At 65.4% G+C, this 24,718-nt stretch carries 11 protein-coding genes; 6 read left to right on the forward strand and 5 right to left on the reverse strand.

The genetic code is table 11. The annotated features are described in order from the left end of the window. Nucleotides 1-84: 84 nt before the first annotated feature. A complete protein-coding gene (locus tag ACFPO9_RS20015) occupies nt 85-888 on the reverse strand; it encodes a carbon-nitrogen hydrolase family protein (protein ID WP_379773965.1) in 804 nt (267 codons plus the stop codon). Then, entirely contained in the window at nt 888-5,180 is a 4,293-nt protein-coding gene (locus tag ACFPO9_RS20020) for a YhdP family protein (RefSeq protein ID WP_379773967.1), read from the reverse strand. The genes ACFPO9_RS20015 and ACFPO9_RS20020 overlap by 1 nt, the downstream gene beginning before the upstream one ends. Before the next feature lie 155 nt (nt 5,181-5,335). On the opposite strand from ACFPO9_RS20020, the gene glnE reads away from it, so the two are divergent. From glnE to ACFPO9_RS20045, 5 genes are all read left to right on the forward strand, one after another. After that, nucleotides 5,336-8,071 carry a bifunctional [glutamate--ammonia ligase]-adenylyl-L-tyrosine phosphorylase/[glutamate--ammonia-ligase] adenylyltransferase gene (gene glnE, locus ACFPO9_RS20025; RefSeq protein WP_379773970.1) on the forward strand — a complete coding sequence of 912 codons (2,736 nt, stop codon included), beginning with the start codon at nt 5,336-5,338 and terminating at the stop codon, nt 8,069-8,071. 486 nt (nt 8,072-8,557) lie between these two features. Next, complete coding sequence (locus tag ACFPO9_RS20030; RefSeq protein WP_379773973.1) at nt 8,558-11,539, forward strand: TonB-dependent receptor domain-containing protein; 2,982 nt, start codon at nt 8,558-8,560, stop codon at nt 11,537-11,539. Between the two features lie 108 nt (nt 11,540-11,647). Beyond that, nucleotides 11,648-12,415: a type I methionyl aminopeptidase gene (gene map / locus ACFPO9_RS20035; RefSeq protein WP_379773976.1), complete on the forward strand. Its 768-nt coding sequence runs from the start codon at nt 11,648-11,650 to the stop codon at nt 12,413-12,415. Between the two features lie 222 nt (nt 12,416-12,637). Further along, complete coding sequence (locus ACFPO9_RS20040; RefSeq protein ID WP_379773979.1) at nt 12,638-15,424, forward strand: TonB-dependent receptor; 2,787 nt, start codon at nt 12,638-12,640, stop codon at nt 15,422-15,424. 103 nt (nt 15,425-15,527) lie between these two features. Continuing rightward, the gene (locus ACFPO9_RS20045; protein WP_379773982.1) at nt 15,528-17,549 is read left to right on the forward strand and encodes a S9 family peptidase; all 2,022 of its coding nucleotides are present in this window, start codon (nt 15,528-15,530) and stop codon (nt 17,547-17,549) included. An 89-nt stretch (nt 17,550-17,638) separates the two neighbouring features. Here the strand turns inward: ACFPO9_RS20045 and ACFPO9_RS20050 are convergent, their stop codons facing one another. The 3 genes from ACFPO9_RS20050 to tkt form a co-directional block, all read right to left on the reverse strand. After that, entirely contained in the window at nt 17,639-20,527 is a 2,889-nt protein-coding gene (locus ACFPO9_RS20050; protein ID WP_379773985.1) for a TonB-dependent receptor domain-containing protein, read from the reverse strand. A 237-nt stretch (nt 20,528-20,764) separates the two neighbouring features. Beyond that, the gene (gene gap / locus ACFPO9_RS20055; protein ID WP_379773988.1) at nt 20,765-21,775 is read right to left on the reverse strand and encodes a type I glyceraldehyde-3-phosphate dehydrogenase; all 1,011 of its coding nucleotides are present in this window, start codon (nt 21,773-21,775) and stop codon (nt 20,765-20,767) included. A 41-nt stretch (nt 21,776-21,816) separates the two neighbouring features. Then, nucleotides 21,817-23,811: a transketolase gene (tkt, locus tag ACFPO9_RS20060; RefSeq protein ID WP_379773990.1), complete on the reverse strand. Its 1,995-nt coding sequence runs from the start codon at nt 23,809-23,811 to the stop codon at nt 21,817-21,819. A gap of 121 nt (nt 23,812-23,932) precedes the next feature. Between tkt and ACFPO9_RS20065 the strand changes: the two genes are divergently transcribed. Continuing rightward, nucleotides 23,933-24,658 carry a 16S rRNA (uracil(1498)-N(3))-methyltransferase gene (locus ACFPO9_RS20065; RefSeq protein WP_379773992.1) on the forward strand — a complete coding sequence of 242 codons (726 nt, stop codon included), beginning with the start codon at nt 23,933-23,935 and terminating at the stop codon, nt 24,656-24,658. The last annotated feature ends 60 nt before the right edge of the window (nt 24,659-24,718 follow it).

The raw sequence follows: 24,718 nt of genomic DNA on the forward strand, positions 1-24,718 counted from the left end.
TATAGCGTCGTAGGGTGGGCACACCGTGCCCACGCATGAGGTTCGCGTATTGTTGGCGTCTCGCGTGGGCTCGGGGCGCCCACCCTACATTTTGCGGTGCTTCAGCGCAGGTAGACTCTGCCTTACTTCGGCCAGGAAGCCGGTATCGATGTCGCCGACCACCACGCCCTCGCCTTCCGGCAACTGGGCGCACACTTCGCCCCACGGCCCGATCAGCATGCTGTGGCCGAAGGTGCGGCGGCCGTTGCGGTGGGTGCCGCCCTGGGCCGAGGCCAGCACATAGCACTGGTTTTCGATCGCGCGGGCGCGCAGCAGCACTTCCCAGTGGGCCATGCCGGTGGTGTGGGTGAAGGCGGCCGGCACCACGATCAGCGCGCATTCGCCCATCGCCCGGTACAGTTCCGGGAAGCGCAGGTCGTAGCAGACCGACAGGCCGACCCGGCCGAAGGGCGCTTCGAAGCTGCCGACGGCGCCGCCGGGCACGATGGTGCGCGCTTCGTCGTAGCTTTCATCGCCCCTGGTAAAGCCGAACAGGTGGATCTTGTCGTAGCGGCTGACCGGCTGCCCATCCGGGTCGTAGACCAGGGTGGTGTTCAATACCCGGCCGCTGTCGGCCGATGCGATCGGCATGGTGCCGCCGATCAGCCAGATGCCGTGCTGGCGCGCCTGCGCCGCCATGAACTCCTGGATCAGGCCCTGGCCCGGCTGCTCGGCGAGGCCGACCTTGTCGGTATCAAGCATGCCCATGATCGGCCAGTATTCGGGCAGCGTGACCAGCTTCGCGCCCTTCTCCGCCGCCTCGAGCAGCAGGCGGCGCGCGGTTTCCAGGTTCTCGTCCACGCTGGGCGAGGACACCATCTGCACTGCTGCGACTGTCGTCTTGCTCATCATTGCCCTTTCTTCTTCGCTGCCGCTTCGGCTGCGGTGGCGGTGGCCGCCGCATTCGCCGCCTGGCTGTCCAGCTTGATCACGTTCGGCGACTTCCACGGCCCCGTCACCTGCATGTGGTAAGTGAGCGCCTTCATCACCGGCGCCCGCAGGAACAGCTGGGCCAGGTAGCTGCCCAGGCCGATGACCGGGTTCACCGCCAGCGCATACACCAGCGGGCCGGTGCCCAGGTTGAATTCCGGGATCACCACCACGTGCAGATTGGTCGATTCGTTGGCGATGTCGGCGGTGCCGTCCATCAGCACGGTAGCCGCCACCCCATGCATTTTAAGGTTATCGGTGTGCACCACCCCGCGCGAGATCATGGCGTTGGCGGTGATGCCATCGAAGGCCAGGCCTTCCGAGAACACGTCGTGGAAGTCGAGCTTGAGCATGCGCGGCAGCATCTGCAGGCTCAGTACGCCCAGCAGCTTGGCCGCGCCCGGATCCTTCTTGAGGAACTGGCCGTCCTCGACGTTCATCTGGACCTGGCCGGACAGGCTCGGGATGTCCAGCGAATACGGCAGGCCGGACCAGGAGATGTCGCCCGCCAGCGAGCCCTTGCCGCGGCGCAGGGTGCCCGGGAAGCCGAGACGGTCCAGCAGGCGGCCGGCGTCGCTGATGTCGAGGTTGAAGTTCAGTGCGGTATTGCTCTTGCCGTCGCGCGTGAGCCAGCGCCCGTTGGCCTTCAGCTGGCCGTCCGGATTGGTGATGGCAAGGCGGTCGATGCGCCATTCGCGCCCGGCCAGGGCCTGGGCATTGCTGGCGACGAGTTCAAGGCGGCCGAACTGCTTGTCGAACAACTCGAAGCGCTCGGCCACGATGTCCAGGCCGGGGATGCCGGCGCCGGGATCCTTGCCGGCTTCCAGCAGGTCCTTGACCTCGGCGGCCGAGGATTCCGGAATGTCCAGCGAGGCCAGGCGCGCCGTGACCTTGCCCATGCCCTGGCCACTCGAGGCTTCGTTCCAGGTGACGTAACCGGTGATCTGGCGCGAATCGACGCTGGCCTGCCACACGCCCGGCTGGTGCGACACGCCCAGCACCACCTCGTGCAGCGTGCGCTCGCCGATCGTCAGCTCGCCGGCGCGCGCGCCGATCAGGTCCGGCACCACGTATTGCGCCATGCCGCCGCCCTGCCCGGCCTCGGCCGCGCTTGCCGCCGCGGCCGCGTTCGACGCGCCGGACGGGCCGGCGATCTCGTTCGCCGCGGCCAGCCAGCGGTCGACGTTCACCGTCTTCATGTTCACGTTGATCATCATGCCGCTGTCCGGCTCCGGCGCCGGCAGGTTCACGCCGATGCCGCCGCGCTTGACGATCCAGGGTCCGTGCGGCTGGCGTTCGCGCACGTAGCGTGCGGCGATCGTGCTGCCCAGGCCGATGCGGATCTCGTCGTGGGCCACGCCGTTTTCGCCGGTCGGCTGGCCGTTCAGGACGAAGTGCAAGGGCAGCGACTCGGCGGCCGGCTTGTTGAGCGGGGCCGGCAGCTCGACGCCGAGGCCGGCCAGGTTCGAATCGAGCACGATCTGGGTCTGGTGGTCCTTCACCGTCACCGAGCCGCCGAAGCGCGCCCCGCCGGACAGCTTGCCGGCCAGGCGCTGCAGGGCCGGCAGGGAGTTCGTGGCGCGCATGCCCTCGGCGGTGGCGGCGCCGGCCATGCGGATGACGATGGCGCCGTCGCGCTGGGTGCCGCCCGACAGCTGCAGCGGGCCGCCCAGGAAGCTGGCGCCGATGCCGTTCAGGTTCACCCCGTGCTCGCTGAATTCGACTTTGCCGAGCGCGGCCTGGATGGGCGGCAGTTCCGGGAACAGGGTCACGTCGTTGCTCTGCAGTTGCAGGGCGCCCTGGACCTTGGCCTCATGCATGTTGGCCAGCGGCAGGTGCAGCTTGAGCCCGAGGCGCGCGGCGCCCGTGCCTTTCGTGTCTTCCGTGAAGTGGCCGATCCATTCCAGCACCGGGCTGGTCGCCACGTAGCGCAGGAAGTCCTGCAACTGGCCGGCGGCGCTGCCGTCGATGTCCAGCATGGATTCGTGCGCGCCCAGTTCCGGGATCACGGCGCGCACATTGTTCAGGCTCAGGCCCAGGGTGCGCGCGCTGTCGGCGTGGATCTCCATGCGCGCGCGGTCGAACACGATGTTGCCGTTGATGTTATCCAGCAGCGGCCACAGCGGCTTGCCGTCCGGGCTGCGGTGCGCGGGCGCGTATTCGAGCTTGCCGTTGTCGATGCGGCCGCTGACGCGGAATTCGCCGCGCGCGCGTTCCGCCGGGGTGTCGCCGTGGAAGGGGAAATGAGAAAGATCGCCGCGCAGGCGCACCCGCGCATCGCGCAGGGTGCCGCCCTGCAGGGCGCCGGTCAGCCAGTCGCGCAGGTTGTCGTGGGTGGCCAGCGGCAGCCAGCGCTTGATGCCGGCGATGTCGAAGCCGTCCACGGTGCCGGTGAAGTCGGCATTGCCCGCGCCTTTACCCTGGCCCAGCGGCAGCAGGTGGCGGCCCGACAGCGTGCCTTTCAGGCTGCCCTGGCTGAAATCGAAACCGTCGACCTCGACCAGCAGCTGCGCATCCTGCGGATAGGACCAGCGCGCGCGCAGGCCGAGCTGGTCGAAGGCCATCTCGGGGTCGGCAAACCAGGCCGGCAGCGCCAGCGCCAGGCGTTCGGAGGCGATGTTCAGGCTGCCGCCGCGGTCGCTGGCGTCGATGTTGCCGCTCAGGTTGCGCACGCCCGGCAGCGCCGCCCGCGCCGGCTGGGCCGGGGTCTCTCCCTCGGCCGGCTGGGCCGCGCGCGCCGCCAGCGGCGCGATGCCCAGGCCTTCGACCTGGCCGCGTACGCGCCAGGCTGCCAGCTTGGGAAATTGCCCTTCCCACTCGACGTCGGCGTCGAGCAGGCGGCCGTGCGGCGCCAGCTCGCCCAGCAGCTCGCGATGCCGGGGCGCCAGCGGCATCTGGGCCGCCAGGGTGGCGACGGCGCCGAGGTCGAGCCGGTCGGCGTGGATTTCGAAGCGCTCCGGCTTGCCGCGCGCGGCCGGACGCCAGGTCTCGGTCAGCGTGGCGGGCGGCAGCACCACGCCGTCGCGGGTCACGACTGAAAAATTCTCCAGGGCGATGCTGTGGCCGAGTGCGCCGAAGGTCGGCTTGCCTTCCCCGGCGCCGGGCTTGATCTCTTCGCGCGCCGACAGGCGCCCGGCCACGCGCGCGAGCGCCAGCGGCGGGGCATCCGGGGCCAGGCGCGCGCTGACGCCGGCCAGGCCGAGATCGGCGGTGAAGCTGGCCAGGCGGGCCTGGTCGAAGCCCAGCCAGGCGCGCACCGAGCCGCGTCCGGCCTCGACCTTGAAGGGATAGGCGATCCACTGCTTCCAGCTGGCCAGGTCGGTATTGCGCAGGTCCGCATACAGCTCGCCCTTCCAGCGGCTGGGGTCGGAGGCGCGGGCGCCGAAGGCCGGGTGGCTGAAGCGTGCGCGCACGTCGAGCGGATCGGAGACCCCGCTGGGCGGCGTCGCGCGCAGGGCGAAGCGGTGGCCGGTCCAGCGGCTCTGCAGCACCATGGTGACGTCGGACAGCGCCAGCACCGGCGCCGCGCGCAGCTCGTCGGTCCAGGACAGCCGGCCTTCGCGGATCACGATCTCGCGCTGGCGCAGCAGCCAGTCGGCGCCGCCGCCGCTGCCCGCCTCCTTGCGGTCCGGATCGATGCGCACGCCGGCCACCCAGAGCACGCCGTCGGGCGTGCGCCGCATGTCGAGTTCGGGGCGGTTGACTTCCAGGCTGTCGAAGCGCGGTTCGGCGGCCACCGCCGACCACCAGGACAGCGTGGCCGACACCGAGGGCAGGAGCAGCAGCTGGCGGCCCTGGCGGTCGCGCACGCTGACGTCGCCCAGATAGAGGTTCGGATGCAGGCCGCGCCAGGAGGCGTACACGCGGGCGATCGTGACCTGGTTGCCGAGCGCGCGGCTGGCGGCGCGCTCGATGTCCGGCTTGTACATGTCGATGTTCGGCAGGACCGCCCAGCGCAGCGCCAGGAACAGCAGCATGAAGGTGAAATAGGCGAGCAGCACGGCCTTGACCGTGAAGCCCAGCACGTGATGCGAAGCCAGGTTGGCATAGCGGTAGGCCGCCTGCAGGCGGTGCCAGCGCTCGGCCATCGGCAGGCCGCCCGGCGCGTCGCCGGCAGGCGCGGGAAGGTCCTCGATACGGGCCTCAGCCGCGTGCCGGTCCTCGTCCCCTCGTTCGGCCTGCTGTTCCGGGTTGTGCATCAGGGTGCTCAAATAAAGGCTTCGCCGTAAATAATGTAGTAATAAGAGAAGCGCTTGCAAGGCTTGCGGCGTCTACCTTACCATCACGCTGACCCAGGGCAGCATGGCGGGCAATTTTACCCCATAGCACGCCTCCCGGAAGGTACAAACTCATCTGGATCCGCCCTATGAATTCCCCCGCAAGCGCGTCACGCTTTCTCCAACGCTGGCTCGGCGCCGACCCGGCGCGCGCCGGACGCCTTGCCGCCCTGGCTGAATTATCGCTGTCCTCCCTCGATTTCGGCGCAGCACTGGCGCTCGAGTCGGCTGCTTCCCAGAGTGGGAACAGGCTGCCGCTGGGCCGCGCCATGCGCCGGCTGCGCAATCTTTTGATCTGCACCATTATCGAGCGCGACCTCGCCGGCCGCGCCGATCTCGACGAGGTCGTCACGGCGATGAGCCGTTTCGCCGACTTCGCCGTCCAGTCCCACCTGGCCGAGTCGATGAACGAGATGACGGCCGCCCACGGCGTCCCGATCGGCCAGGACTCGGGTCGCCCCCAGCAGATGATGGTGCTGGCGATGGGCAAGCATGGCGGCGGCGAGCTGAACGTGTCGTCCGATATCGACCTGATCTTCGTCTACCCGGAAGACGGCGACACCCAGGCCGGTCATGGCCAGCGCTCGCTGTCGAACCACGAATTCTTCATCCGCCTGGGCAAAAAGCTGATCGCCGCGATTGCGGAAATCACCGAGGACGGCTTCACGTTCCGGGTCGACATGGCGCTGCGCCCGAACGGCAAGTCGGGGCCGCTGGCCTGCAGCCTGAACATGGTCGAGGATTACCTGATCGTGCAGGGCCGCGAGTGGGAACGCTACGCCTGGGTCAAGGCGCGCGCCGTCACCGGCGATGCGGCCGACATCGCGGCCCTGGACGCCATCGTGCGGCCCTTCGTGTTCCGGCGCTACTTGGACTTCGGCGTGATCGACGCGATCCGCACCATGCACGCCCAGATCCGCGCCGAGGTCAACCGCCAGGAGCGCCTGCATCCGGAGCGCAGCCACAACGTCAAGCTGGGGCGCGGCGGGATCCGCGAGATCGAATTCCTGGCCCAGGTGTTCCAGCTGATCCGCGGCGGGCGCGACCCGGCGCTGCGCGAACGCTCGACCCGCAAGACCCTGCGCCTGCTGGCCGAGCGCGAACTGCTGACGGCGGACACTGTCGAGCGCCTGCTGGAAGCGTATACCTTCCTGCGGAATCTCGAACACCGCCTGCAATACCTGGAGGACGCCCAGACCCACACCCTGCCCGCCTCGCCCGAGGACCGGCAAACGGTGGCGCGGATGATGGGCCTGCCCGACGAAGCGGCCCTGCTGGCGCGCCTGGACGAGCAGCGGGTCTTCGTGGCCGCCCAGTTCGACGCCATCTTCGCCGACAAGGCCGACAAGACCGGCGGCGACCAGGCCGAGCCGGCAGCCACCATGAGCGACCCCGAAAACAGCGAAGCCATCGCCCAGCAACTGGCCAGCCTCGGCTTCGACCGGCCGCAGGAAGCCGCCGCGCGCCTGGTCGCGACCTGGCAGGCGCCGCGCCTGCAGACCCTGCCCGAGGCCAGCCGCAACCGGCTGGGGGCGCTGGTCAACACGGCCCTGGCGCAGATCGCCGCCGTGGTGCGCGAGTCCGGGGTCGGCAGCCAGGCCGCCACGCTCGGCCGCCTGCTCGACTTCTTCGAGGCCATCGCGCGCCGCTCGGCCTACCTGTCGCTGCTGACCGAGTACCCGCACACGCTGGAACGGGTGATCCGCATGATCAACGCCAGCGGCTGGGCCGCCACCTTCCTGACCCAGCACCCGATCCTGCTCGACGAGCTGCTGGACGACCGCGGCCGCGGCAACGGGGCCGACGAACTGGCTGCCCTGGCGTCCAGCCTGGCCGCCCAGCTGGATGCCGCCGCGGGCGACACCGAACGCCAGCTCGACATCCTGCGCGAAGCCCATCACGCCCGGCTGTTCCGCCTGCTGGCCCTGGACCTGGCCGGCGAGCTCTCGGTCGAGCGCCTGGCGGACCACCTGTCGGCGCTGGCCGACCTGATCGTCGCCGAAGTGGTCCAGCGCGCCTGGCTCACCATTCCCAAGCGCCACCGCGAGGTGCCGCGCTTCGCCGTGGTCGCCTACGGCAAGCTGGGCGGCAAGGAGCTGGGCTATGTGTCCGACCTCGACGTGATTTTCCTGTTCGACGACGAAGACCAGGACGCGCCCGGCAACTACGCCAAGCTGGCCCAGCGCTTCATCACCTGGATGACCACCCACACGCCGGCCGGCATCCTGTTCGACATCGACACCGCCCTGCGCCCGGACGGCGCCAGCGGCATGCTGGTGTCCTCGATCGGGGCCTTCGAGCGCTACCAGCGCAGTTCGGCCTGGATCTGGGAGCACCAGGCCCTGACGCGGGCCCGCTTCTGCGCCGGCGACGCCGGCATCGGCGCGCGTTTCGAAGCCATCCGCGAGGAAGTGCTGCGCCAGGACAGGAGCGCGCGCGAAGCCGAACTGCGCGAAGAAGTGGTGAAAATGCGCAAGCGCATGCACGACGCCCACCCCGGCAATAGCGGCCGTTTCGACCTGAAGCACGACGATGGCGGCATGATCGACATCGAATTCATCGTCCAGTACCTGGTGCTGCGCCATTCCTTCGAACATCCGCAGCTGACCGCCAACAAGGGCAACATTACCCTGCTGCGCATGTTCGGCGAACTCGGCCTGATCGACCAGGCCCTGGCCCAGGGCGCCGCCGACGCCTACCGGCTGATGCGCAAGCTGCAGCACCAGGTGCGGCTGCAGGGCCAGGAGCAAGCCAGGGTCGACCCGGTCCTGGTGGCTTCCCACGCCGAGGTGGTCGTGCGCCTGTGGCGCGCCTGTTTCGGCTGATTTTTCTCGTCCCGCCTTCCACCGGCCATGCCAAGTGCATGGCCGCGTCCGTTTTATCGTCTTAAAATTTCCACAAGACAAAAAGTTAATCATGACCGTTGCGCAAAAGTGACAAGGCAATAAGAAAACATGCCTGGAGAGTTCATTTCTCTCGTGCTCGCTTTGCAAACCGTAAAGCCAATGACACACTGCACAGGCCGGTTTGTAAGGGATTAGAAACAATTCCCATACGCAATTTTTCAATCGCACTGCATGAATGGACGATTCCGCAAAGCAAGCCGAAAGAATGTTTGTATGTACGCGAAATAGCAACAGTCGTATTTATGCTACGGAAACGATTGACACCCCACCATTTCAGATGATTTTATTGAAAATCTGGAATGTATGTACTTTTCAAATTGTTTCAAATAAGTCGCAACAGCGACGGCATTTTTCACGGTCGGCTCGATCAGTTGGCCGTGCCCTAACCCTAGGAGTTTTGCAAACATGATGGAAAAAGTCTTATCCCGGTCGATCCGCCTGATCTGCCTGGGTGGCGTTGCCTTCGGCGTCAGTACTGCCTATGCGCAGGAAATGCAGACCCAGAATGGCCAGAACCAGAGCGGCGCTGTGCAGCAGCAAGCTGAAGCAGCTGCCCAGACCCAGCCGTCGAGCGCCATGCAGCGCGTTGAAGTGACCGGTTCGCGCATCGCTTCGCCGAATGCCGAATCGCCGTCGCCGCTGCAGGTACTGTCGGCCGCCGACATCGCCGCCTCGGGCGCGACCAACCTGCAGCAGGTGCTGCTGGAAAACCCGACCATGGGCTCGCCGGCGATCAGCCGCACCAACTCGGCTTTCCAGACTGCCAGCGTGGGTGTCGCCACCGTCGACCTGCGTAACCTGGGCCGCTCGCGCACCCTGGTGCTGGTCAACGGCCGCCGCTTCGTGTCCGGCATCCCGGGCGAAGCCTCGGTCGACCTGAACTCCATCCCGACCGATTTCATCGAGCGCGTCGAACTCCTGACCGGCGGCGCCTCGGCAGCCTACGGTTCGGACGCCGTGGCCGGTGTCATCAACATCATCACCAAGCGCAACTTCAACGGCGTGATGCTGGACGCCCAGGGCGGCCAGAGCTCCAAATCCGACGACCTGAAACGCAAGTTCTCGGCGACCTTCGGCGTCAGCAACGACGATGGCTACCTGATGGGCCACCTGGGCTTCTCGCGCCAGGGCCAGGTGTGGTCGCGCGACCGCGAAGCTTCGGCAGTCGACCAGTACTCGAAGATGGTGCTGGAAACCGGCGACCCGGCCGACGCCTTCACCGCCGTCAGGCCTTACTACTCGAGCTATGCGCCGCAGGGCCGCTTCTTCCACGATACCGGCAGCTACACCTACGATGCCAACGGCAAGGAAATCCCGTGGAGCACCAACGGCGGCGCCGGCGGCGCGGGTGCGACCGGTTTCAACCGTTCCTTCTACCGCTCGATCGCCGTGCCGGTCGATCGCTACCTGTTCGCCACCAACGGCGAGCTGAAGATCAACGAGAAGCACCGCATCTTCATGGAAGGCACCTATGCCTCCAGCAAGGTGTCCTCGACCATCGAACCGTTCGCCCTGGGCGCGGAAAACATCTACCCGACCACCGGCCAGGTGCCGGCGGCCACCCTGGTCAACGGCGCGCTGGTCAAGAACCCGCTGGTGCCGCAATACCTGTACGACCGCATCAGCGACACCGACGGCGACGGCATCCCGGATTACTACTTCACCCGCCGCCTGTCCGAAGTCGGCACCCGCAGCAGCATGGCGGACCGCGACACCTTCCGCTTCGTCACCGGCCTGAAGGGCGAATTCGACGCCTGGAAGACCTGGAACTACGAAGTGTACGGCGGCTATGGCCAGACCAAGGAAGCCCAGCAGTCCACCGGCCAGGTGAACGTCCTGAACTTCGCCAATGCACTGCAGGCGATCCCTGGCGAAAACGGCGGCGCACCGGTCTGCGCCAGCGCCGACGCGCGCGCCCAGGGTTGCGTGCCGATCAACGTGTTCGGCTACAACAGCATCTCGCCGGCCGCACTGGCCTACGTGACGGCGCCGGGCTCGCTGCTGACCAGCACCACCCAGAAACTGGTGGGCGGCCAGGTCAACAGCGAAATCTGGGACCTGCCGGCCGGCCCGCTGGGCGTGGCGGCAGGCTTCGAATGGCGCAAGGAATACTCGAGCGCGGTGCCGGATGCCCTGACCCAGGCCGGCCTGAACGCCGGCAACGCGACCCCGCCGACCTTCGGTGAATTCACCGTCAAGGAAGTCTTCGTCGAAACCCGCGTGCCGCTGCTGAAGGGGATCCCCTTCGTCAAGGAACTGAGCTTCCTGGGCGCCTTCCGCCACGGCGACTACTCGTCGGTGGGCAGCGCCAACAGCTGGAACGCCGGCTTCGAATGGACGGTGGTCGACGACGTCAAGCTGCGCGGCACCCGTTCGCTGTCGACCCGTGCGCCGAACATCAGCGAACTGTACCAGGCGCCCAGCCAGGACTTCCCATCCGGCCTGAACGATCCCTGCATCGGCGTGACCGCGACCTCGACCGGCGCGTATGACGCACTGTGCCGTGCGGCGCCGGGCGTGGCCGCGAACATCGCCGCCAACGGCAAGTTCACCCAGACCCAGGCCGACCTGCAGGGCATCAGCGGCTACAACCGCGGCAACCCGAACCTGGCGGCGGAAAAAGGCCGCTCGACCACCGTCGGCGTGGTCTGGACCCCGCGTTCGATCGCTCCGCTGAAGCGCTTCACCTTCACCGCTGACTACTTCAACATCAAGATCGCCGACGCGATCGTCAGCACCCCGCGTCAGTTCACGCTGGAAAGCTGCTACAACGGCAGTAACCCGACCTTTTGCCAGTTCATCACCCGCCGTCCTGCGGCTTCCGGCAACAACAGCGCCGGTTCGCTGCAGTACATCGACACCGCCGTGTCGAACAGCGGTGGCCTGGTCACCGAAGGTATCGACCTGACCGCGGCCTGGAACGACCGCGTCGGCCCGGGCCGCCTGTCGACCAAGCTGGCCTACACCTACGTGAAGAAAGGCTACACCGTGCCGCTGCCGGGCGCCGAAGCCGATCCGTTCGCAGGCGAAGTCGGCGCGGCCAAGAACAAGGCTCTGTTCGACATCGGCTACAAGTGGAACCAGCTCAGCGTGAGCGCGACCATGACCTACCTCGGCCGTTCCTCGCTGGACGACCAGTTCCTGGCCGGTTTCGACCTGGCGCCGAACTCGATCAAGGTCGGTTCACGTACTTACACCGACCTGCAGGCATCGTGGGCGCTGACCAAGCAAGCTGAGCTGTACTTCGGCATGAACAACGCCTTCGACCAGAAGGCGCCGCCGATCATCACCGGCCTGCCGGGCGACAGCACCGGTACCGAAACCGAAGCGGGCACCTACGACCCGATCGGCCGCCGCTGGTATGCCGGTATCCGCGTGAAGCTCTGATCCTTCCCTTCGGGGAGCTGAAAGCGCCGGGCATGCCCGGCGCTTTTTTTATTCCGGTTATCATAGCGGCATGCCGGCGCCTGGCCCGGCCATCACACTAATATATACATGGTCATCAAACTCAAGAACGACAAGGACATCGCCAAGATGCGCGTGGCCGGCCGCCTGGCCGCCGAGGTGCTGGAAATGATCGCGGAACACGTCAAGCCCGGCGTCTCGACCGAGGAACTGGACCGGCGCTGCAACGAGTACATCCGCAAGGTGCAGAAGGCGACCCCGGCCAACGTCGGCTACCACGGCTTTCCGAAAACCCTGTGCACCTCGGTGAACGGCGTGGTCTGCCACGGCATTCCGAGCGAGAAGGAAGTGCTGAAGGACGGCGACATCATCAACATCGACGTCACCGTGATCAAGGACGGCTGGCACGGCGACACCAGCCGCATGTACTTCGCCGGCACGCCGGCCCCCGAGGCGAAGCGCCTGGTCGAGGTCACTTTCGACGCCATGATGGCCGGCATCCGCACCGTCAAGCCGGGCGCGCGCCTGGGCGACGTCGGCAATGCGATCCAGGTCCTGGCCGAGAAGAACGGCTACTCGGTGGTGCGCGAATACTGCGGCCACGGCATCGGCCGCGTCTATCACGAAGACCCGCAGGTGCTGCACTACGGCCGCCCGAACACCGGCCTGCTGCTGAAGGAAGGCATGACCTTCACCGTCGAGCCGATGCTGAACATGGGCGAGCCGGATGTCGAGCAGCTCGACGACGGCTGGACCGTGGTCACGGCCGACAAGTCGCTGTCGGCGCAGTGGGAGCACATGATTGCCGTCACCAGGGACGGTTTCGAGATCCTGACGCCCTGGCCCAAGCAGCGCTGAAGCGCCTGTTTTCTCCGTTCTTCTGTAACGTAAAGTAACGCAGAGTAACAAAAGACAATTTTCGTTGTCACATTGCTGTATAAAAACAACAACGAATATTGTTGTGCTTGTTTCTACGCAAGTTTTCTTTGATGCAAGACGTCTTTCTGCGAGACTTGTTATTCCATCCACACAATGGATGGGTAAAACAAGAACTGCTTAGTCCAGCATTACGGAGAAAACTTGAAACAAGCTCTAGTACTCAAAAAAAGCGTCATCGCAGTCGCGATGACCATCGCCGCCGGTTCGAGCCTCGTCCCGGCGTTCGTTCATGCACAGGAAGCGCCGGTCTCGGCCGCGAATCCGAACACCGCCACCGATGCCGAAGGCAAGCCCGTCGCCCGCGTGTACGTGACCGGCTCGAACATCCGCCGCATCAATGCGGAAACCGCCTCCCCGGTCCAGGTCATTACCCGTGACGAAATGGTCCGTGGCGGTGCCACCTCGCTGACCGAAGTGCTGAAGACGATTTCGGCCAACGTGGGCGGCATCAACGAAGACCGCACCAACGGCTTCTCGGCCGGCGCGTCGAGCCTGAACCTGCGCGGCATCGGCAGCCAGGCCACCCTGATGCTGATCAACGGCCGCCGCCTGGCGCCGTATGCCCAGCCTGAATTCCAGACCACCTTCGTCGACCTGAACTCGATCCCGATCGGCGCCGTCGAGCGCATCGAAGTGCTGAAGGACGGCGCCTCGGCGATCTACGGTTCGGAAGCGATTGCCGGCGTGGTCAACATCATCATGCGCGACAGCTTCCAGGGCGTGGAGATCGGCGGCTCGGCGGGTCAATCCTCGCGCCACGACGGCCGCCAGCTGCGCAGCACCCTGAGCGCCGGCTTCGGCAGCCTGGTCGACAACCACTACAACGTGTACGCGACCCTGGACCTGCGCCAGCGCAAGCCGATGTTCCTGAGCAAGCGCGACGACTACATCAGCACCCAGAACTGGACCCAGTGGGGCTACAAGGACAACCGCAGCCTGTACACCTATCCGGGCAACATCTACTGGACCGACAAGAAGACCGGCAAGTTCGTGGCCCGCTCGCTGGACGGCAACTGCCCGGCCAGCCGCCAGGTTCCGGCCAGCGTCCAGTTCGGCGCCGGCACCGAAGGCACCGTCTGCGTGTTCGACGACCTGGCCGACGGCGACTACAACTCGGGCGGCAAGACCGACCGTATCGGCCTGACCAGCCGCGGCACCTGGCAGATCAATTCGAACACGACCGCCTTCGGCGAAGTGATCGCGCACCAGAACAAGGCGCGCGTCACCGGCCTGTACCACTGGGTGGCCGGCCAGAACGGCCAGCCGACCGGCGCACTGCCGATCAGCTCGCCGCAGTACCCGCAAGACCTGATCGGCCCGGATGGCAAGACCCTCGCCGGCGGCAACGGCACCGTGCGCGTGCGCGCCAGCCTGAAGGACCTGCCGGGCCAGGGCCAGGACAACACCACCGACTTCGCCCGCTACCTCGCCGGCGTAAAAGGTACGTTCGGCAACTGGGACTGGGAAACCGCCGCCATGGCGAGCACCAGCAAGGTCGAGTCGCACAACACCAGCGGCCTGCTGACGACGCCCTTCCTCGATGCTTACAACAGCGGCAAGTTCATCTTCGGCAACGCCGCCGGCAACAGCAACGTGCTGAGCTCGATCATGACGGACTCGGTCGATGGCTTCAAGTCGTCGCTGTACCAGATCGACGGCAAGGTGTCCGGCGAACTGTTCAAGCTGCCGGCGGGCGCCGTCGGCATCGCCGCCGGTGTCGAAGCGCGCCGCGAAAAGCTGACGACCAACCCGGATCCGCTCTCGGTCGAAGGCGAGCTGTATCACCTGGCCCAGAGCCCTCCGGGCTATACCAACAGCCGCACCATCAAATCGGTCTACGCCGAAGCGACCGTGCCGGTCCTGAAGAGCGTGGAAGCCCAACTGGCCGTGCGTCACGACCGTTACTCCGACTACGGCACCTCGACCACGCCGAAGATCGGCGTGAAGTGGACCGTCTCGCCACGCCTGGTCGTGCGCGGCACCTATGCCGAAGGCTTCCGTGCCCCGACCCTGGTGGAAAACTCGAGCGACGTGCGTCACGCCTTCCTGAACGGCTTCCGCGATCCGGCACGCTGCAACGCCAGCTTCAAGGATGGTTGCAGCTGGAGCAGCGCGTACGACAGCGGCGCCAACCCGGCGCTGGCGCCTGAAACGGCCAAGAGCTACACCCTGGGCCTGGCGATGGAGCCGACCAGCTGGCTGGTGGCCACCGTCGACGCATGGCGCATCCGCCGCGACAACGAGATCGGCACCTACGACCTGACCCGCGTGCTCGAAGATCCGACCCGTTACGCCAACAACCCGGCGGCAGTGATCGTGCGCGATCCGCTGACCGACGCCGACAAGGCCCTGGGCGCGACCGCCGGCGAAATCACGCTGGTCAAGCTGCTGCTGACCAACGTGGCGGTGACCGACGTGCGCGGTATCGACGTCGACCTGCGCGGCAAGTTCAACTTCGGCGAATGGGGCCGCCTGGAGCCGCGCCTGCAGGTTCAGTACATGAGCTCGTACAAGAACGCACCGTCGCCGGACGACGCGCAGATCGAGTACATCGGCACCCGCGGCACCCCGCGCGTCCAGGCCACCTTGGGCGTGGCATGGAAGAAAGCGGCATGGCAGCTGTCGGCCGACGCGGTCATGGTCGGCCACATGGCGCCGGTCGGCGACTACACCACCGATTGCGTGTACGAAACCGAAGGCTACGGCGAGCTGTGCAAGCACGACATTCCGTCGTTCACCGTCTTCAACCTGGGCGGCAGCTACAAGGGCCTGCTCGGCATGAAGGACCTGAAGCTGGGCTTCGCGATCCAGAACGCCTTCGACCGCAAGCCGCCGTTCAACCCGTCGAGCGGCCTGGGCTTCTACCAGGCGCTGCACAACCCGATGGGCCGCTACTTCCAGGTCAGCGCGGATTACAGCTTCAAGTAATCGAACTGGCTTGAATAGCTGACTGAAGTATGAGAAGCGCCGCAACCTTCCGGGTTACGGCGCTTCTTTTTTCGACCATGTACAAGATTTGCGAGAACGTATTTTGAAACAGAAACTCATCCCCGCGCTGCTGGCCGCAGCCCTGCTCGGTCCGGCCCTGAGCGTCTCCGCCGCCGACGGCTCGACCCCGACCGTCAACGTCAATGCCGAGCGCCAGATCCCGATCGCCGATTTCTTCAAGAAACCCCAGTTTGGCGGCCTGCCCATCCTGTCGCCCGACGGCAAGAACATGGCGGTGCTAACGCCACGTAACGGCCGCTTCGTGCTGGCCGTGATCGACCTCGAGACGCGCCAACCCAAGGTGGTCGCGTCCGATCCCGACTGGAACATCAGCGCCCCCATGTGGGTCAACAACAAGCGCCTGGTGTTCGGCATCACCAAAGGCAGCGACGAAACGCTGGAGAAGAACGACGGCGGCGGCGGCCTGTACGCGGTCGACCGCGACGGCGCCAACTTCCGCAAGCTGAGCGCCAGCATCCAGGAAGCGCGCGCCAGCAATGTGGCGTTCAAGCCGGTCAGCGTGCTCAAGCGCGCAGGCGGCGACAGCAACGACCTGTTCGTGGTCGACAATGCGCGCGGCCGCGATGCCGCGCTCGGCGCCAGCGACGTGTTCCGCCTCGACACCACCACCGGCCGCCGCACCCTGCTCACCTTCGACAATCCGGGCAAGGTGAACGGCTGGCTGCTGGACCACGCCAACGTGGTCCGTGTCGGCTCCTCGATGGACGTCGAAGCAGGTACCAAACGCATCCGCCAGACCGTGTTCTACCGCGATGGCGAGAACTCGCCGTGGAAACCGATCTATTCGGCCTACATCGACGAAGGCAAGGACATGGATCCGCTGGGCTTCGATTTCGACAACAAGACCCTGCTGGTGGCCGGCCGTTTCAACGGGCGCGACAAGATGGCGGTGTTCGTCTGGGATTTCGCCAACAACAAACCCGGCGAGATGATCGCCGAGCATCCGCAAGCCGACATCAACGGCAACCTGCTGTTCGACGAGCAGCGCCGGAAGCTCGTCGGCGTCGCCTTCCAGAGCATGGTCGATGAGCTGTACTACTTCGACGAAGACTACGCGAAGATGCAGGCCACGCTCGACGCCAGCCTGCCCGGCCAGCAGGTCAGCTTCTCCTGGCGCGGCGATCACGTGGTGGCGGTGGCGCACAGCGCTACCAACCCTGGCCAGATCTATTTCTTCGATACCGAGAAAAAAGTGCTGGAGCCGGTATTCAGCATGCGGCCCCAGTTCGACAACAAGAAACTGGCGCCCCAGACCGTGATCAACTACGCGGCGCGCGACGGACTCGACATTCCGGCCTACCTGACCTTGCCGGTCGACCGTCCGGCCAAGGCGCTGCCGCTGGTGGCCTACATCCACGGCGGCCCGCACGCGCGCGACCAGCCGGGCTACGAGCCGCTGGCGCAGATGCTGGCCTCGCGCGGCTATGCGGTGCTGCAGCCGCAGTTCCGCATGTCGACCGGCTTCGGCTGGAAGCACCATACGGCCGGCTGGAAGCAGTGGGGCATGGCGATGCAGGACGACATCACCGATGGCGTGGCGGCGCTGGTCAAGCAGGGCGTGGTCGATCCCAAGCGCGTCTGCATCATGGGCGCCAGCTACGGCGGCTATGCCACCATGTACGGCCTGGCGAAAGACCCGGACCTGTACAAATGCGGCGTGAACTTCGTCGGCGTCACCGACATCAACCTGCTGTTCTCGGTGAGCTGGTCGGACACCAGCAACAGCCCGATCATGGACGACCTGGGGGTGCGCATGCACGGCGATCCGAAGACCGACCAGGCTTACATGAAGTCGAGGTCGGCACTGGAAAACGTCGGCAGGATCAAGGCGCCGGTGCTGATGGCCTACGGCAGCGAAGACGTGCGGGTGCCGCTGATCCACGGCGAACGCATGCGCGACCTGCTGCTCAAGCAGGGCAACAGCGTCGAGTGGATGGTGATGACCGGCGAAGGCCACGGCTGGGCCAAGGAAAGCAACAACATCAAGTGGGGCGAGGCGGTCATGAACTTCATCGAGCGCAATATCGGTTCCGCTGCGAAGTAAGGCAGGCGGCATGAAAAAAAGCCCGCGGATGCGAATCCGCGGGCTTTTTACCATCCGCCCGGCGAACCGGGCGGCGGACGACACAGCGATTACTTGAACGTGTAGCGTGCGTTCAGGGTGAAGTAACGGCCGTACGGGTTGTGCAGGGTTTCGTTGTAGCCCGAAGCAGTGTAACCCGGATCGTAAGGCGCCTTCTCGTCCAGCAGGTTCTGGATGTTGACGCTCATGGTCCAGTTCTTGAGGCCGGTGTAGGTATAGCCCAGGCCGAAGGTCACCCATTCCTTGACTTCGCAACGCGGGTAGTACGTCGTGTACAGCGGAATGGTGTTGCTGCCCTGGGTGCTGTACTGGCAGTACGGCTGCGGATAGGTGGTTTCACCTTCCCAGATACGCAGGCGGGACACCTTGCCGATGTAGTTGGCGTTCAGGTTGACCGCGTGGTCGGCGTAGCGCCAGGTGGTCGAGATGTTGCTCTTCCAGCGCGGGGTTGGGCTGCCGCTCGACAGGGCCCAGTCGCGGACGCTCGGGTACGAACCTGCCAGGTTGTGCATCGGGTCGCCGGCGAAGGTCTGGATGTACAGCGTGTCCACATACGACGAACGCAGGGTGGTCGACAGCGAACCCCACTGGCCCAGATTCAGGCGGTGGTGGGCTTCGATGTCGGCGCCGCGCAGTTCGGTCAGGCCCTGGTTCTGCCACGGCAGGAACAGCATGATCAGCGGACCGGTGCCCGGGATCGGCTTGCCGCTGGCGTCGGTGATGAAGTTGACCGGGTTGGTGTCGCGCACGACGTTGCCCGGAACGCGGTCTTCATTCTTCAGTGCGTCATACGAGCTGCCCAGCACGATTTCGTTCTCGCGCTTGATGCGGTAGAAGTCCACCGACACGTCGAACTTGCTGCTCGGCGACCAGATGAAGCCCAGGTTGTAGCTCTTCGAGGTTTCCGGTTTCAGGTCCGGGTTGAAGCCGCCGGAGCCGCCCACGCTCTTGGCGCAGTCGGCAGTGGTGCCGTTCGGCTTCGGGGTGATCTCGTCCTCGTTACAACGCTTCGGATCCCAGGTGCCGTTCAGGAAGAACTGGGCGCCGCCCGGAACGATCTGGCTCAGCGACGGTGCGCGGAAGCCTTCCGCGTACGTGCCGCGGATCGCGAAGGTGTCGGTGACGGTCCACTTGCCGCCCACTTTGGGCACATAGTTGGTCTTCAGGTTCGGGTATTTGTCGGCGCGGCCGGCAAAGTCGAACTCGAGGTTCTTGAGGACCGGCAGGCGCGCTTCGACGAAGGCCGATTTGACGTTACGTTCGCTGTTCAGGATGGTGTTGGCCAGGCCGAAGATCTGGCCGGAAGCCACCAGCGGATCCGGGGTCAGGCCGATCTTTTCCTTGCGCAGCTCGACGCCGGCGGCGAAGCCGATCGCGCCACCGGCCAGCTGGCCGAACTCGCGGCTCGCCTTGGCATCCCACTGGGTGATCTGCGACATGTTCGTGGTCAGCACGTCATGCCCGATGGTCGGGTCGGCCGCCACCGACGCGATCGATGCGCCAGCGTTGATCTTGCTCAGGGTCGGCAGGAAGAGGCGGCCGTAGCTGGTGGTCTCGTTCTCGGCGCGGTTCCACAGCAGCGCGGATTCCCAATCCCAGCCCATGTGAGTGCCCTTCACGCCGGCCAGCAGGCGCTTGCCTTCGTTCAGGACCGAGGAGCCGCCACGCAGGTTGGTGAAGCGGTACTGGATCGAGGCGCGCGCATCGGTGAACGGATTGTCCGGATGGCCGATCGGCAGGATGGTCTGGTAGGTCGGCGCCGGGCCGTTGGCGGTCCAGTTGGACGTGACGCCAGTACCGATGGCGATCGGCTCGCCGGTGTATTCGCGAATCGAACGCGAGTAGGCGACGTCGGCGAAGCCGGTCACGCTCTGACCCAGCTTGAGTTCGCCGTGCGAGATGATGTTCGCATCGCGGCCGTAACCCTGGGCTTCCAGGAAGGGTGTGTTGTCGTAGTTACAGAAGGTGCGGCCGATCAGGGTGCTGGTCGGCAGCAGGCCGATCGCGGTGCTGCCGGTGATCTGCTCGCTGGCCGGGCAACCCACCGTGAACTTCATGTTGGTCGGCGCATTGGCCTGGGTCACGCCGAAGTTCTTCGAGCCCGACTTCGTTTCGCGGAAGAAAGTCGGGTATTGCGAGGTCGAGCTGGCGTAGGGCGAGGCGAAGCGGCCGTTCAGGATGCGCAGCTGATCGTATTCGACGTCGGTGGCTTCGCGGCGGGTGGTGCGATCGCGCTGATTGATGTCAGCGGTGATCATGAAGTTGTAGCCGTCGGTATCCAGGTTGCCCTTGCCGAAGATGCCGTTGAAGCCCTTGCGGCGGAAGCGGTTGTTGTCGTTGCCGCTGTAGCGCGCCGCGACTTCCGCGCCTTCGTAGTTCTGCTTCAGGATGAAGTTGATGACGCCGGCGATCGCGTCGGAGCCGTACACGGCCGATGCGCCGTCCTGCAGCACCTCGACGCGCTCGATGGCGGAAACCGGAATCGAGTTCAGGTCGTACAGCACCGAGTTGCCATTGTTCGGGTCGGCATACGGCGCCGGGGTGATGCGGCGGCCGTTCAGCAGGACCAGGGTCGAGGACGAGCCCAGGCCGCGCAGCGAGGCGGTGGCCACGCCCTTGGCGAAGCCGGAACCGCTCTGGAAGTCCTGGGCGCCATCGGTGCCCATCGACGGAATGAACTTCATCAGATCGGACACCGAAGCGGCGCCGGTGTTCTTGATGTCCTGGGCCGTCATGACGCTGATCGGCGAAGAGGCTTCCGTATCGGCGCGCTTGATGTTCGAGCCGGTGACGACGACCTTCTGGATATGGCTGCCGGTCGTGGTCTCGGTAGTCGTACCGCTATCACCACTTACAGTCTGGGCGAACACGATGGAGGTGCCGCCAAGCGCCATCGCCACGGCGAGGACGCTACGCTTCAGTATCAGTTGCTTGTTCAAGTTAATCCCTCGGCTTCTAGTTGTTATGTGCAAGGCATGTATGCACAGCTAGAGTGTCGCCGAGGAAAATTATTTTTTGTAGCAATTTGTAGTCTTTTGATACACAACGATTCTTTTCGTTGTATTTCTGAAACACATCTTTACTAATTCAGTGTTGACGCAGAGCATAAAAGCAACGCCCCTGGACCATTTCGTGGTCCAGGGGCGTTTTTAAGACGCAGCCGCTTCAGGCAGCGATTATTTCGCGTTCATCAGCGCCACGGTGGTGTCCAGCATGCGGTTGCTGAAGCCCCACTCGTTGTCGTACCAGGACGAGACCTTCACCAGGCGGCCCGAGACCTTGGTCAGGGTCGCGTCGAAGTTCGACGATGCCGGGTTGTGGTTGAAGTCGACCGACACCAGCGGCTCGGTGTTGTAGGTCAGGATGCCCTTCAACGCGCCTTCCGAGGCGTCCTTCATGATCTTGTTGATCTCTTCGACCGTCGTGTCGCGCTTGGCGATGAAGGACAGGTCGACGATCGAGACATTGATGGTCGGGACGCGGATCGCATAGCCATCCAGCTTGCCGTTCAGTTCCGGCAGCACCAGGCCGACCGCGGCGGCGGCGCCGGTCTTGGTCGGGATCATCGACTGGGTGGCCGAACGGGCGCGGCGCAGGTCTTCGTGCATCACGTCGGTCAGCACCTGGTCGTTGGTGTAGGCGTGCACGGTGGTCATCAGGCCGGTTTCCAGGCCGATCGCATCGTGCAGCGGCTTGACCAGCGGGGCCAGGCAGTTGGTGGTGCAGGAAGCGTTCGAGATCACGGTGTCGGTGGACTTCAGCACGTCCTGGTTGACGCCGAAGACGATGGTGGCGTCGACGTCCTTGCCGCCCGGGGCCGAGATGATGACTTTCTTGGCGCCGCCCTTCAGGTGGGCCGAGGCCTTTTCCTTGGTGGTGAAGAAGCCGGTGCACTCCAGCACCACGTCCACGCCTAGCTCGCCCCACGGGATTTCGGCCGGATTGCGCTGTGCGAACACGCGGATGCTGTCGCCATTGACGATCATGGTATCGCCTTCGACCACGACGGTGCCCGGGAACTTGCCGTGGGTGGTGTCGTAGCGGGTCAGGTGGGCGTTGTGCTCGGCGTTGCCGAGATCGTTGATCGCCACGATCTGAATGTCCTGCTTCTTGCCGCCTTCATAGAAAGCACGCAGCACGTTGCGGCCGATGCGGCCATAGCCATTGATTGCTACCTTGATCGTCATTGTCTACTCCTGATTGAAAAAAAATCTTTTAATTCAAATCGTCAGACCAGCACGGATTTCAATTTGCCCACGACGTTGTCGACCGTGAAGCCGAAGTGCTTGAACAGCACCGGCGCCGGGGCCGATTCGCCGAAGGTGTCGATACCGACCACGGCGCCTTCCAGGCCGACGTACTTGTACCAGAAGTCGGTCACGCCGGCTTCGATGGCCACACGAGGAATTCCCTTGCCCAGCACTGAAGCTTTATAGCTCGCCTCCTGGCGGTCGAACACGTCAGTCGACGGCATCGACACCACGCGCACGGCGATGCCCTGGCCGGCCAGGGTGGCGGCGGCGTTCACGGCCAGTTCGACTTCCGAACCGGTGGCGATCAGCACCGCGCGCGGATTGTCGGCGTCGCGCAGGATGTAGCCGCCCTTGGCGATGGCGGCGACGGTGGCGGCGTCACGCTCCATGTAGGGCAGGTTCTGGCGCGAGAAGATCAGGGTCGCCGGGCCGTCGGTGCGCTTCAGGGCTTCGCCCCAGGCCACCATCGATTCGGTGGTGTCGCACGGACGCCAGTTGTCCAGGTTCGGGATCAGGCGCAGCGAGGACACGTGTTCGACCGACTGGTGGGTCGGGCCGTCTTCGCCCAGGCCGATCGAGTCGTGGGTGAACACGAACAGCGAGCGGATCTTCATCAGGGCAGCCATGCGCAGCGCGTTGCGGCTATAGTCCGAGAAGGTCAGGAAGGTGGCGCCGAACGGGATGTAGCCGCCGTGCAGGGCGATGCCGTTCATCATGGCGGCCATGCCGAACTCGCGCACGCCGTAGTTGATGTGGTTGCCCGGGACGCCCGAACGCACCGCGATCGATTCCTTCCAGTTGGTCAGGTTCGAGCCGGTCAGGTCGGCCGAGCCGCCCAGGAATTCCGGCAGCACGCCGGCCAGGGCCTGGATCGCGTTCTGGCTGGCCTTGCGGGTGGCGATGGTTTCTTTCTTCTCGACGGTGGCGGCAACGGCGGCGGCCAGGGTCTCTTCGAACTTGCCCGGCAGCTCGCCCTTCATGCGGCGCTCGAATTCCGAGGCCAGTTCCGGGAACTGCGCGCGGTAGCCGTCGAACAGCTTGTTCCATGCGGCTTCGTCTTCCGCGCCCTTCTGCTTGTGGTCCCAGGCTTCGTAGATCGGGGCCGGGATGTCGAACGGGATCGCATCCCAGATCAGGTGTTCGCGCACCGCCGCGACTTCCTTCTCGCCCAGCGCGGCGCCATGCACCTTGTCGCCGCCCTGCAGGTTCGGCGAGCCCTTGCCGATGATGGTCTTGCAGCAGATCAGGGTCGGGCGGTCCGAGGTTTTCGCCTGGGCGATCGCCGCATCGACGGCTTCGACGCTGTGGCCGTCGACGTCCGGGATCACGTTCCAGCCGTAGGCGGCGAAGCGCTGCGGGGTGTTGTCGGTGAACCAGCCTTCGACCTTACCGTCGATCGAGATGCCGTTGTCGTCGTACAGCCAGATCAGCTTGTTCAGGCGCAGGGTGCCGGCCAGCGAAGCCACTTCGTGCGAGATGCCTTCCATCAGGCAGCCGTCGCCCAGGAAGGCGTAGGTGTGGTGGTCGACGATGTCGAAGCCCGGGCGGTTGAATTCCTTCGCCAGCAGCCACTCGGCCAGCGCCATGCCCACCGAATTGGCGATGCCCTGGCCCAGCGGGCCGGTGGTGGTTTCCACGCCCGGCGTGATGTGCACTTCCGGGTGGCCCGGGGTCTTCGAGTGCATCTGGCGGAAGCTGCGCAGGTCGTCCATCGACAGGTCGTAGCCCGACAGGTGCAGCAGCGAGTAATGCAGCATCGAGCCGTGCCCGTTCGAGAGCAGGAAGCGGTCGCGGTTCATCCAGCCCGGATTGGCCGGATTGTGGCGATAGTGGCCATCCCACAGCGCGACGGCGATCTCGGCCATGCCCATCGGCATGCCCGGGTGGCCGGAATTGGCTTTCTGGACAGCGTCCATCGCCAGCGCGCGGATCGCGTTGGCCATCAGGGTGGTGGTTTGAACTGGTTTCATCTGGATGTGGTAAGTCTGAGGATAGGAAAAGCGGTGGCGCTGGGCCTTAACCGAGTATTTTACCAGACCGTTGCGCCGGCGCTTTAAAATGCCGGTCTGTCCTATAGAGTCCTTGCCATCCATGCCACGCTTTTACTGCCCCCAGCCCTTGATTCCCGGCGCCATCGTCGACCTGCCGGAAGCCGTCGCCCACCACCTGCACGTCGTGCGCCAGCAAGCGGGGGACGAGGTGGTGCTGTTCAACGGCGAAGGCGGCCAGGCGCGCGCGCGCCTGCGCGAGATCGGCAAGCGCCGGGCCAGCGCCGATATCGTCGCCTTCGAGGACGCCGACGTCGAACTCCCCTACCCCGTCACCCTGGCCCAGGGCCTGCCCGAAGGGAGCAAGATGGACTGGATCATCGAAAAAGCGGTGGAACTGGGCGTGGCGGCAGTGCAACCGCTGGCGGCGGCGCGTTCGGTGGTGAAGCTGTCGGGCGAGCGCGCGGAGAAGCGCCAGGCGCACTGGGAAGGCGTGATCGTGGCGGCGTCCGAGCAGAGCGGGCGCAACCGGCTGGCGCTTCTGTCGCCCTTGCAGGATTTCAGCCGCTACATCGCACAGCCCTCGGACCAGCCGCGGATTTTATTGTCGCCACGGGCAACGCAATCGCTGGCCGGCTGGGCGCGTAACACGCAGCCACAGGCGGTGACCTTACTGATCGGGCCGGAGGGCGGTTTCAGTGCGGCGGAAGAGGAAGCGGCGCTGGCCCAGGGCGCGCTGGCGCTGTCGATGGGACCGCGGGTGCTGCGCACCGAAACCGCCGGGCTGGCGGCGCTGGCGACGCTGAACGCCGTCTGGTCCGGCGAATGAAAAAGGCCCACGGCGAACCGTGGGCCTTGCTTGATCAGTCGGGGTCAGAGCCCACCCGGA

The organism is Massilia aerilata, from assembly GCF_042656905.1.
GTDB classification, from domain to species: Bacteria; Pseudomonadota; Gammaproteobacteria; order Burkholderiales; family Burkholderiaceae_D; genus Telluria; species Telluria aerilata.